The following is an 11501-nucleotide window of genomic DNA, read 5'->3' as shown; positions in this document are numbered from 1 at the left end:
GGAAACATCGAAGTGCACTTTGTCGACGAGCACGATCCTCACGTCAATGTGCTCGGTGCAAAGGGGATAGGCGAGGTCGCGTTGGTGGGCGCGGCGCCCGCCATCGCCAATGCCATTTTTCATGCGACGGGCAAGCGGTTGAGGCAGTTGCCCATTCGGATTGAAAACCTGCTCGACGCGCAGTGACGGTGGCATCGCCCGCCGTGCACCGGCGTGTGCGCGAATGTGGCCCGCGTGCGTGGTGTGTCGCGTTATGCGGGGTTACTCCGCAAAGCCAGGTGTTTGCCTGCTATCTCGAATTGAGATGGCATGTATTCGTGCGACTGATCCCCGACAAATCCCTGCGAGCGTTCTGCGAAAGACACCCTGAGGCTCACGACGCCCTCTGCCAGAGATCGGAAGCCAAGGCTTTGTTTCGGAGATACTTAATGGCAAGCGAGAACTGAACGCGCGCCAGATCGCTGAATTGTCCCGGCGCTTTCATGTCAGTCCCGCGATCTTTTTTCAGAGCCTCGTTGAGCTACATCAACACAATGTCGTACTGCTCCTGACTCAAATTCGACTCCACCTGCAGTGACACCGGCTTGCCGATGAAATCGATCAGCATCGCGAGGTGTTGCGATTCCTCGTCCAGCAAAAGATCGATCACTTGTTGAGCCGCCACCACGCGAAATTCGCGCGGGTTGAACTGGCGCGATTCGCGCAGAATTTCGCGCAGCACGTCATAGCAGATGGTGCGCGCGGTCTTGACCTGGCCCTTGCCTTGGCAGACAGGGCAGGGCTCGCACAACACGTGTGCGAGCGACTCGCGTGTGCGCTTGCGCGTCATCTCGACGAGGCCGAGCTGTGAGAACCCGTTGACCGTTGAACGGGTGCGGTCGCGTGCGAGCGCCTTTTTCAGTTCACCGAGCACAGCATCGCGATGCTCGAGGTTCTCCATGTCGATGAAGTCGAGGATGATGATGCCGCCGAGATTGCGCAGCCGCAGTTGCCGCGCAATCATGTGCGCGGCTTCCAGGTTGGTCTTGAAGATCGTGTCGTCGAAGTTGCGCGCACCGACGTAGCCGCCCGTGTTGACGTCGATCGTCGTCATCGCCTCCGTCTGATCGATCATCAGGTAGCCACCGGATTTCAGATCGACGCGGCGCGACAGTGCGCGCTGAAGCTCCGTCTCGATATTGTAGAGATCGAACAGCGGGCGCTCGCCGATGTAGTGATGCAGTTTCGCGCTGACGGTCGGCGTGAACTCCGCTGCGAAATTGGCGAGCATCTGGTGCGTCTCGCGCGAGTCGACTTGAATGCGCGTCGTTTCTTCGGACACGAAATCGCGCAGCACACGTTGCGCAAGGTTCAGATCCTGATAGAGCAGGCTCGTGGGCGGCAGGCGCTGCGCCTGCGCGACGATTGTCGCCCACGTCTTGCGCAGATAGGCGACGTCGGCTGCGAGCTCCTCGCTCGTCGCATCTTCGGCAATCGTGCGAACGATGTAGCCACCTTTTTCATCAGCCGGCAAGACGGCCGTCAGGCGTGCGCGGATGGCCTCGCGCTCGGCTTCATCCTCGATCTTTTGCGAAATGCCGATGTGCGGCTCCTGCGGCAAATAGACGAGCGTTCGCCCCGCGATGCTCACCTGCGTCGAAAGCCGCGCGCCTTTCGTGCCGATCGGGTCCTTGATGACCTGAACGGTCAGCGTCTGCCCTTCGAACACCGTCCTTTCGATCGGTTGCGTCGGCGGCGCATGCTCGCCCGCAATGCGCGGATGCCAGATGTCAGCCACGTGGAGGAACGCGGCCCGCTCGAGGCCGATGTCGACGAAAGCCGATTGCATACCGGGTAACACGCGAACGACCTTCCCGAGATAGACGTTCCCGACTCGGCCGCGCGCTAGGGTCCGCTCGATATGCAGTTCCTGCACGGCGCCTTGCTGGATCATCGCGACGCGTGTTTCCTGCGGTGCCACATTGATGAGGATCTCTTCGTTCATCTCTGAATTTTGAAACGCCTTCGGTGGAACACCCTAGAATTCGACGCGCGCCGTGCGCAACAGCTCGGCTGCCTCAAAAAGGGGCAGACCCATAATACCCGAATAGGATCCCTCGATACGTTCAATGAATTCGGCAGCGCGACCCTGGATACCATATGCGCCGGCTTTGCCAAGCGGCTCGCCGCTCGTCGCATAGCGCATGAGCGTGTCGCGCGGTGCGGCGACAAAGCGCACGGTCGAACGCGACAGCGCAGGTGGCAACAGCCGGCCTTCGCCGTCAACGACCGCCAGTGCCGTGAGGACTTCATGCTCACGGCCGGCGAGCCGCTCGAGCATGGCGAGCGCGTGCTCGATGTCAATCGGCTTTCCGAGAATGGCGCCGTCGACCGTTACCGTCGTATCGGCGACAAGAATCGGGGCCAGCGCATGCCCGCCCGCCACGCGTCGCGCGTGCGCCGCTTCAGCTTTGGCAACCGTTACCCGCAGTACGTACGCTTCGGCCGGCTCACCGTCGCGCTCGGCCTCAAGCGCTTCGGCGTCCTCATCCGGACGCGGCAGCAAGAGCTCGAACCGCACGCCGAGCTGAGCGAGCAGCGCTTGGCGGCGCGGGCTTTGCGAAGCGAGATAGACGAACGGAAAAGGGGAAGCGGATGGCGTTGTCGAAAGCATCGGTCTGTCGTTCTCGTGTTGCGCCCGCATGCGCCGCACGAGGCTGCGGCGCGTCAGACGCGATGATATGGATGATTCTGCGTGATGCTCCAGGCGCGGTAAAGCTGCTCGGCCAGCAGCACCCGCACCATGCCATGCGGCAGCGTGAGACTCGAAACGCGCAGCAGCAGTTCCGCGCGCGCTTTCACCTGAGGGTCCAACCCGTCCGCGCCGCCAATCACAAATGCGACGTCGCGCCCATCTTGCTGCCAGCTGGGCAGGGCGTCCGCAAGCTGCATCGTCGTCCAGTCGCGGCCGCGCTCGTCCAATGCGACAACGCGCGCGCCCTTCGGCAGCGCGGCCTCGATGCGCTGTCGCTCGGCTGCCATTACGCTTTGCGCGGTTCGCCCGGCCGCGCGCGGCTCCGGCTTGATTTCGCGCAATTCGATGCGCAACTCGGGCGGCATCCGCTTCGCGTACTCGTCGAAGCCGGCCGAGATCCAGTCCGGCATCTTGTGGCCGACGGCCAGAATATGCAGTTTCATGTCGGGCGTTTCGGGTGCGCTTCGTATCGGAGCGTCGCCATTCGGTTTAGCGGCGCTCCGACCCGGTGCGGCACCGCGCTGGCGAATTCTGCCTGAAGCGCGAAATTCAGCTGTTCTGGGTGCGCCGTTTCGCGGCAGTCTTGCGTGCGGGCTTCGAGGCGCGGGCGGCAGCCCCGCTGCCGTCATCTTGCTCTTCCTCGTCCTCGTCCGCGTCGAGCGGCTCGCTCGCGCGTGCGCCGCCAAACGCGCTCGTGTTCGTCAGCTTGACCCGCACGGGCTTGTCGCCCCAGATCTCCTCGAGGTTGTAGTACTGCCGCAAAGCCGGTTGCAGGATGTGGACGATTGCATCGCCACAATCCACGAGCACCCATTCGCCGATGTCTTCGCCTTCGGTGCTGATGATCTCGCCGCCGGCTTCCTTCACCTTTTCGCGCACGCTTGAAGCGAGCGCCTTGGTCTGCCGGTTGGAGGTGCCGCTCGCGACGATGACGCGATCGAAAAGCTCAGTCAAATGGCTGGTGTTGAAGACACGGATGTCTTGCGCCTTCACGTCTTCAAGACCGTCTACGATCGCGCGTTGCAGTTTGCGAATGTCCATAATTACCGGTGATACAGCTGATGTTTAAGAATATAGCGCCAGACGGCCTCCGGAATCGTCTCGGGGGCCGCCGGTCCCTGCGCGGCGGTGCTCGTTTCTTCGAGCCGCTCGCGCACGGCGGCGCGGATGTCAGTAGCTGAAATATCGAACGCCAGCGTCTCGTCGACGAGCACATGGCCGCTCGGTGTTGCCCGCAGCACTTCAGCGCTGGCCCTGCGCGCCGCGAGCTCACTTGCGAGCGCAGGCGGCGCCGCGGCGATGTCGAAGCCGGGACGCGTCGCCGCGCACACATGCGCGAACTCAAAAAGACGCCGCCAATCGCGCCAAGTCTCGAGCCGCAAGAGTTGGTCCGCGCCGATCAAGAGTGCCAGCGACGCCCCTGCGCCTTCGCGCGCGCGCCAGCGCGCTAGCGTCTCGACGGTGTAAGTGGGGCCGGCGTGCTCGATTTCATCGGTAGCGACCGTCACGGTCACGCCGGGCAATTCGAGCGAGGCCGCCGCCGCTTGCGTCATGGCAAGCCGGTGTCCCGCGTCGGATATGTCCGCCTTTTGCCACGGCTGTCCGGCCGGCAGGAGCACAAGCTCCGTCAGTTGCAGCAAATGCGCGAATCGCTGTGCCAGTGCGAGATGCCCCCGATGAATCGGATCGAACGTGCCGCCGAGCAGCCCGACGCGCCGCGGCAGGGCGGGTAGCCCGGCGTGCACGACGCCCGGACGGACGGCACCGGAAACCGGGCCGGAACGGGACGAGGGCGACGAGTTCAGAGCGTGGTCCTTTATTCGAGCCAGTCGCGCGGCTTCAAGAATTCGCTCGTCAAGCGCGCTTCAGGCGTGCCAGGTTCCGGCTGCCAGTCGTAGCGCCAATGGGCGACGGGCGGCATCGACAGCAGAATCGATTCCGTACGCCCTCCGCTTTGCAGCCCGAACAGCGTGCCGCGATCGAAGACGAGGTTGAACTCCACATAGCGCCCGCGCCGGTAGGCTTGGAATGCCCGCTCATGCTCGCCGTAAGGCGTTGCGCGCCGCTTTTCCAGGATCGGCACATAGGCTTCGAGGAAGGCGTCGCCGACGCTTTGCATCATCTCGAACGAGCGAGCAAAGCCGAGCTCGTCGAAGTCGTCGAAGAAGATCCCGCCTACGCCACGCATCTCGTTGCGATGCTTGAGAAAGAAGTACTCGTCGCACCCGTGCTTGAAACGCGGATAGAGCTCGATGCCAAACGGTGCAAGTGCGTCGCGGCAGACGCGGTGGAAATGACGCGCGTCTTCCTCGTAGCCGTAGCTCGGTGTCAGGTCCATGCCGCCGCCGAACCAGAAGACGGGCGGCTCGCCCGCCTTCGTCGCGGCGAGCAGCCGAACGTTCATGTGCACCGTTGGGCAATGGGGATTGCGCGGATGCATGACGAGCGAAACGCCCATCGCCTCGAAGCCACGCCCCGCGAGCTGCGGGCGCGCGGCGCTCGCCGACGGCGGCAGGGCGTCGCCCGACACGTCGGAAAAGCCGATCCCGCCGCGCTCGATCAATGCGCCGTCTTCGAGAATCGTCGTCACACCGCCGCCGCGCAGCCGCTCGCCAAGCGGGCGAGTCCACGTATCGGCGACGAACGGCTTGCCGTCGAGCGCGCCGATCGCTTCGGCGATGCGGGTTTGCAGACCCTGCAGATAGGCCCGTACCGGCGCGGCGTCGAAACTTGGGGTAACGTCCGTCATCTGCGAGCTCATCAATGCTTGCGGTTCAATGCGCGATGGCCGATGTCACGACGATACTGCATGCCGTCGAACGAAATCTGGTTGATCGCTTCATAGGCAGCCGATTGCGCGCCTCGCACCGCGTCATGCAGCCCCACGACGCACAGCACCCGGCCGCCCGAGGTGACGAGCTTGCCGTCGACGAGCGTGGTGCCTGCGTGGAACGTCATCGCATCGTCCGTCTCAGCGGGAATGCCGGTAATGCGGTCGCCCTTGCGCGGTGTGTCCGGGTAGCTGTGCGCCGCCAGCACGACGCCGAGCGCCGTGCGACGGTCCCAGGCCAGCTCCACGGTGTCCAGGGTACCCGCGATGGCCTGCTCCAGCACCTTCGAAAAGTCGCCCTTCAGCCGCGCCATGATCGGCTGCGTCTCCGGGTCACCCATGCGGCAGTTGAACTCGAGCGTCTTCGGGTTGCCTTCGGCATCGATCATGAGCCCCGCGTAGAGAAAGCCCGTGTAGCGGATGCCTTCCTTTTCCATGCCGCGCACGGTCGGCAGGATGATCTCGCGCATGACGCGTGCATGCAGCTGAGGCGTCACGATGGGCGCGGGCGAGTAGGCACCCATGCCGCCCGTGTTCGGGCCGGCGTCGCCGTCGAGGAGCCGCTTGTGGTCCTGGCTCGAAGCGAGCGGCAGCACGTGCTTGCCGTCCACCATGACGATGAAGCTCGCCTCTTCGCCGGCGAGGAACTCCTCGATGACGACGCGCGCGCCTGCGTCGCCGAGCTTGTTGTCAGCGAGCATCATGTCGACGGCGGCATGGGCTTCATCGAGCGTCTGTGCCACAACGACGCCCTTGCCAGCCGCCAGCCCGTCGGCCTTGATGACGATCGGCGCGCCCTTGCCGTCGATATAGGCGTGTGCAGCGGCAGCGTCGGAGAATGTCTCGTACTCGGCCGTCGGGATGCTATGGCGCTTCATGAACGCCTTGGCGAAATCCTTCGAACTCTCGAGCTGAGCCGCTTCCCGTGTGGGCCCGAAAATCTTGAGGCCGCGCTGGCGGAAGAGGTTGACGATGCCAGCTGCAAGCGGGGCTTCCGGCCCAACCAGTGTTAAGGCGATCTGCTCTTTTTCAGCGAAGTCGGCCAGCGCCTCGAGATCGGTGATGGCGAGGTTGCACAAACGATCATCCTGCGCCGTGCCGCCGTTGCCGGGCGCGACATAGACCATCTGCACGCGCGGCGATTGCGCAAGCTTCCAGGCAAGTGCATGTTCGCGACCGCCGGAACCGACGACGAGTAATTTCATATCCAACATCCCGAAAAACTAAAAGGGCGGCCGGCGGTTAGGCCGGCCGTGAATGCTCGATTCAGAGCGCGAGGCGCAGGCGCGTCCTTCGCTCGATACGCGCCGAAAACGCGCCGCGCAGAATCAATCCTCGATGATCGTCGCGTTTGTAAACACCTCTTGGACATCGTCGAGGTTTTCGAGCGCGTCGAGCAGCTTTTGCATCTTCACGGCATCTTCGCCGGCAAACTCCACTTCCGTTTGCGGCTTCATCGTGACTTCGGCCAGCTCGGCCTTGAAGCTGGCCGTCTCGAGCGCTGCCTTGACCTTCGAAAAATCGTGCGGCGAGCACAACACCTCGATGCTGCCGTCATCGTTCGTGACGACGTCGTTCGCGCCGGCTTCGAGCGCCGCGTCCATCAGCTTATCTTCGGGCGTGCCCGGCGCGAAGAGGAATTGCCCGACGTGATCGAAGAGGAACGACACCGATCCGTCGGTGCCCATGTTGCCGCCGAACTTCGAAAACGCGTGCCGCACTTCCGCTACCGTGCGGGTACGGTTGTCCGTCATCGTGTCGACGATGATGGCCGCGCCGTTGATGCCGTAGCCTTCGTAGCGGATTTCCTCGTAGCTGGCGCCATCGACTCCGCCGACGCCGCGCTGGATCGCACGGTTGATGTTGTCCTTCGGCATGTTGGCGTCGGTCGCCTTTTCGATGGCCAGCCGCAATCGCGGGTTGGAATCGATATCGCCGCCGCCCATGCGTGCTGCGACCTGGATTTCCTTGATGAGGCGTGTCCAGACCTTGCCGCGTTTGGCGTCAGCTGCCGCTTTCTTATGCTTGATGTTGGCCCATTTCGAGTGACCAGCCATACCCTTTCTCCGTCGCGCGCGCGACGTGCGCACGCATCATGCGTTCTTCGGTGCGGATCTGCAAATCGAATCGGCGAACCCTTGGATCGGTCGCCATGTCGAGCGGCGCGGCGCTTTGCGTGAACTGAACTGAGCGACCAATGCTAAGCGCGCCGCTCGAAAAGCAGACAAGGATTTTACCACGCCGCCCGCGCGCCGCCGGCCCGGATTGCACGCGGTGGCATGCGGCGCGTCGCCACGATGGCCGCACGCGCATACGCATCCCACCCGCGCGGTGTCGTTGGCTCATGATCGGGCGAAACGCCAACACGTTCATCAGTTCTTTGTGCCGAAGAGCCGATCGCCCGCATCGCCGAGCCCCGGCACGATGTAGGCATGCTCGTTCAGGTGCGAGTCGAGCGCGGCGACGAAGAGCTTCACGTCCGGGTGCGTGCGCTGGAACACGTCTACGCCTTCCGGGGCCGCCACGAGGGCGAGAAACTGAAGGCGCTCGCCGGGCACGCCACGGCGCTTGAGGATGTCGACAGCGTACGCGGCCGAATGGCCTGTCGCGACCATCGGGTCGCAGACAATGAATGTGCGGTCGTCGACGTCGGGTAATCGCACGAGGTATTCGACGGGGCGGTGGGCCTCGTCGCGGTAGATGCCGATATGGCCGACGCGCGCTGACGGGATCAGCTCGAGGAGTCCATCCGACATGCCGACGCCCGCTCGCAGTATCGGTACGATGGTAAGCTTTTTGCCTGCGATAACCGGTGCGTCGATCTCGACGAGCGGTGTGGCGACCCGCTTCGTTGTGATTGGCAGGTTGCGCGTGATCTCATAACCCATCAGCAGCGTCAGTTCGCGCAGCAGATCGCGAAACGTGCGTGTCGACGTCCCCTTGTCGCGCATGTGCGAGAGCTTGTGCTGAATCAGCGGGTGATCGAGGATGAAGAGATTGGGAAAGCGGCTGTCCTGTTTCATGAGGGCGGGACGAGAGGCTCGGGTGGTGTTCGTAAGTGTACCGAAAGAAAATGTGGCGAACGACGCCTTTCGGGAAATCCCGCATCTCGAGGGAGTGCAAGGTGGTGGAGGCAGTAAAGGCCTCGAATCTTCTAAAATCGCGAGCTTGATTACTCGATTTTGCAACGTCAGGAGATCAAGTCATGGATATGGGCATTGCAGGCAAGACGGCGCTCGTATGCGCCGCGAGCAAGGGGCTTGGGCGGGGATGCGCCGAGGCGCTCGCAGCCGAAGGTGTCGAACTCGTCATTGTGGCCCGCACTGCCGAGACGCTCGAGGCGACTGCGGCCGAGATTCGCGCGAAGACCGGGGTCAAGGTCCGCACGCTCGCCTGTGACATCACGACACCCGCTGGCCGCGAAGCAGCGCTTGCCGCGTGCCCGGCGCCGGACATCCTCGTCAACAACGCGGGCGGCCCGCCGCCGGGGGACTTTCGCCAGTTCACGCACGACGACTGGATTCGCGCGCTCGAAGCCAACATGCTCACCCCGATCGCACTGATCCAGGCGACTCTCGACGGCATGATCGCGCGTGGCTTCGGGCGCATCGTCAACATCACAAGCTCGGCAGTCAAAGCACCGATCGACGTGCTTGCGCTCTCGAACGGCGCACGCTCGGGGCTGACGGGGTTCGTCGCCGGCGTGGCGCGCAAGGTGGCTGCGCACAACGTGACGATCAACAACCTGCTGCCGGGCGTGTTCGATACCGACCGGGTGAGCGCGACGTTTGCCGCTCAGGCGCAAGCGAAAGGCATCGGCGTCGAGGAAGCGCGTGCCAAGCGCATGTCGAGCATTCCCGCCGGCCGCTTTGGGGACTCGGCGGAGTTCGGCAAGGCGTGCGCGTTCCTGTGCAGCGCGCATGCGGGCTATATCACGGGCCAGAATTGGCTCATCGACGGCGGTGCGTATCCCGGAACGTTCTGACCGCACACCGAGCGGGATGCCGAAACACTGACTGATTGCAAAGGAGCCACGGCTTGAACAGGAGCAACGATATGACGCCCTGCGTCGCGTTGATCGCGCACGATCACAAGAAAAACGATATCGTCGCCCTCGCGGGTGAGTATGTCGAGTTGTTGCGTCGTTGCACGCTTGTCGCGACGGGTACGACAGGTGGCCGCATCGCCGATGCGCACGGGCTCACGGTCGAGCGTACGCTTTCCGGGCCCTACGGTGGCGACTTGCAGATTGGCGCGCGGCTGGCTCAAGGCGAGGTCGACATTGTCGTCTTCCTGCGCGATCCGATGACGCCGCAGCCGCACGAGCCCGATATCAATGCGCTCGTGCGTGCGTGTGACGTTCACAACGTGCCGTGCGCGACGAATGTCTCGACGGCGCGCATGATTCTCGATGCGCTTGCCCGGCGAATGAATGGAGACGCTTGACTCGTCGACGATCCAACCGCGACGCATGGATACCCCTGAACCCCACGAAGGAGAACACGATGGCCAAGGCAATTCGAATTGAGCAAGTCGGCGGACCGGAAGTGATGCAGTGGGTCGACGTCGAAGTGGGCGAGCCCGGCGCAGGCCAGGTCCGCGTCAAGCATGAGGCAGTCGGCCTCAACTACATCGATGTCTATTTCCGCACAGGCCATTACCCAATGCCGTTGCCGGCAGGGCTTGGGATGGAGGCGGCCGGCGTCGTCACCGCGACGGGCCCGGGGGTGACGAGTTTCAAGGCGGGCGATCGTGTTGCCTATGTTGCTCGACCACCCGGTGCCTACGCGGAGGAGCGCGTGCTCCCGGCGGACGCGCTCGTCAAGCTGCCCGATGCGATCTCGTTCGAGGATGCGGCCTCGGCGATGCTCAAAGGTCTTACGGCGCAGTACCTGGTGCGCCGCACCTATCGGGTGCAGCCGGGCGACACGATCCTGATCCATGCGGCGGCGGGCGGCGTCGGCCTCCTTGTTTGCCAGTGGGCGAAGGCGCTTGGCGCCACAGTGATCGGAACGGTCGGCTCTGATGAGAAAGCTGACTTGGCGAAGGCGCATGGCTGCGACCACCCGATCATTTATTCGCGCGAAAGCTTCGTTGAGCGCGTGAAAGAGATTACCCACGGCTCGGGCGTGCAAGTCGTCTACGATTCGATTGGCAAGGACACCTGGAAGGGCTCGCTCGACTGCCTGGCGCCCCTCGGTTATTTTGTCTGCTTCGGCAGCTCGTCGGGGCCGCTGCCGCCGATCGACGCGTCGGAACTCTCGAACCGCGGGTCGTTGTACTTCACGCGGCCGACGCTTTTCAGCTATATCGCCAAGCGAGAGTGGCTCGATTCGATGGCAGCCGAGCTCTTCGACGTCATTGCCTCGGGCAAGGTCGAGACGAACATCAGGCAGCGCTATGCGCTAAAGGATGCTGCCGAGGCCCATCGCGCGCTGGAAGGGCGCAAGACGACCGGGTCGACAGTTCTTGTTCCCTGAGAAAGCGAAGGCAATGGGCTTGCGCCGAGCAGCGCCGCATTGTCAAGTGGGAGCTTGACGCAGCAAATCGTGACCTTCGTCGTGCGGCTGGTTCCGTACGCCGGTGTGTTCCGTGCGCGTCAATTCACGGGGAGCACACCGGCCATTCCCAGCGGAAGACCGCACGAATGAACGACGCGGACCTCGTCAAGCGCGTGCGCCTTCTCCCGTTGCGTGCGAGTGGTCGGGCTCAAGGCTAGCCGTATCGGGAAGCTCACCATGCAGACGCGCTTGTTCGTTCTCGGTAAGCGGTGCCAAGCTGGCTGCCAGTTTTGCTGCTCTGGCACTGGCTTGCGCGCCTGCCGTCGCGTTGGGCGGCAGAACTGAGTCCACGTAGACTCTGCGGCCGCGCGGCGAGTTGCCGAATCTGATCGACACCGGGCGCGTCATATGGGCCAGATTGCCGAGCGGGCCGGCG

Annotated in this window: 14 protein-coding genes; 4 read left to right on the top strand and 10 right to left on the bottom strand. The window is 63.6% G+C overall.

Going from position 1 to position 11501, the window contains the following annotated elements:
* Nucleotides 1-186 (top strand): hypothetical protein (locus tag VL598_RS06235; RefSeq protein ID WP_325325828.1); only part of this gene is annotated, 186 nt, incomplete at its 5' end.
* 334 nt (nt 187-520) lie between these two features.
* Here VL598_RS06235 and rng read toward each other — a convergent pair.
* The 9 genes from rng to upp all read right to left on the bottom strand — a co-directional run bounded on the left by rng (nt 521) and on the right by upp (nt 8587).
* Complete coding sequence (rng, locus tag VL598_RS06230; protein WP_325325827.1) at nt 521-1984, bottom strand: ribonuclease G; 1464 nt, start codon at nt 1982-1984, stop codon at nt 521-523.
* A gap of 33 nt (nt 1985-2017) precedes the next feature.
* Entirely contained in the window at nt 2018-2653 is a 636-nt protein-coding gene (locus VL598_RS06225) for a Maf family protein (RefSeq protein WP_325325826.1), read from the bottom strand.
* A 53-nt stretch (nt 2654-2706) separates the two neighbouring features.
* On the bottom strand, nt 2707-3177 hold the full coding sequence (gene rlmH / locus VL598_RS06220) for a 23S rRNA (pseudouridine(1915)-N(3))-methyltransferase RlmH (RefSeq protein ID WP_325325825.1): 471 nt from the start codon (nt 3175-3177) through the stop codon (nt 2707-2709).
* A gap of 106 nt (nt 3178-3283) precedes the next feature.
* Nucleotides 3284-3775 carry a ribosome silencing factor gene (gene rsfS / locus VL598_RS06215; RefSeq protein ID WP_325325824.1) on the bottom strand — a complete coding sequence of 164 codons (492 nt, stop codon included), beginning with the start codon at nt 3773-3775 and terminating at the stop codon, nt 3284-3286.
* A gap of 2 nt (nt 3776-3777) precedes the next feature.
* Nucleotides 3778-4479: a nicotinate-nucleotide adenylyltransferase gene (locus tag VL598_RS06210; protein ID WP_325325823.1), complete on the bottom strand. Its 702-nt coding sequence runs from the start codon at nt 4477-4479 to the stop codon at nt 3778-3780.
* Between the two features lie 71 nt (nt 4480-4550).
* The gene (hemF, locus tag VL598_RS06205; RefSeq protein ID WP_325325822.1) at nt 4551-5483 is read right to left on the bottom strand and encodes an oxygen-dependent coproporphyrinogen oxidase; all 933 of its coding nucleotides are present in this window, start codon (nt 5481-5483) and stop codon (nt 4551-4553) included.
* An 11-nt stretch (nt 5484-5494) separates the two neighbouring features.
* Nucleotides 5495-6769, bottom strand: a complete 1275-nt coding sequence (purD, locus tag VL598_RS06200; protein ID WP_325325821.1) for a phosphoribosylamine--glycine ligase — start codon at nt 6767-6769, stop codon at nt 5495-5497.
* Nucleotides 6770-6892: 123 nt separating this feature from the next.
* Entirely contained in the window at nt 6893-7621 is a 729-nt protein-coding gene (locus VL598_RS06195; RefSeq protein WP_325325820.1) for a YebC/PmpR family DNA-binding transcriptional regulator, read from the bottom strand.
* Nucleotides 7622-7936: 315 nt separating this feature from the next.
* Nucleotides 7937-8587 carry a uracil phosphoribosyltransferase gene (gene upp / locus VL598_RS06190; RefSeq protein WP_325325819.1) on the bottom strand — a complete coding sequence of 217 codons (651 nt, stop codon included), beginning with the start codon at nt 8585-8587 and terminating at the stop codon, nt 7937-7939.
* Nucleotides 8588-8769: 182 nt separating this feature from the next.
* Between upp and VL598_RS06185 the strand changes: the two genes are divergently transcribed.
* From VL598_RS06185 to VL598_RS06175, 3 genes are all read left to right on the top strand, one after another.
* Nucleotides 8770-9549 (top strand): SDR family oxidoreductase, encoded by a 780-nt coding sequence (locus VL598_RS06185; RefSeq protein WP_325325818.1) that lies wholly within the window; start codon nt 8770-8772, stop codon nt 9547-9549.
* A gap of 71 nt (nt 9550-9620) precedes the next feature.
* Nucleotides 9621-10010, top strand: coding sequence for a methylglyoxal synthase (locus VL598_RS06180; protein ID WP_325325829.1), 390 nt, complete (start codon nt 9621-9623; stop codon nt 10008-10010).
* 59 nt (nt 10011-10069) lie between these two features.
* Nucleotides 10070-11044 (top strand): quinone oxidoreductase, encoded by a 975-nt coding sequence (locus VL598_RS06175; protein ID WP_325325817.1) that lies wholly within the window; start codon nt 10070-10072, stop codon nt 11042-11044.
* A 186-nt stretch (nt 11045-11230) separates the two neighbouring features.
* On the opposite strand, the gene VL598_RS06170 is transcribed toward VL598_RS06175, so the two are convergent.
* The coding region (locus tag VL598_RS06170; RefSeq protein WP_325325816.1) for a hypothetical protein at nt 11231-11501 on the bottom strand (271 nt) is incomplete at its 5' end.

Origin of the sequence: Trinickia sp., from assembly GCF_035492435.1 — a bacterium.
GTDB lineage: Bacteria > Pseudomonadota > Gammaproteobacteria > Burkholderiales > Burkholderiaceae > Trinickia.
The sequence above is the reverse complement of the archived record's forward strand: the minus strand, read 5'-3'. Positions and strand labels throughout refer to the sequence as shown.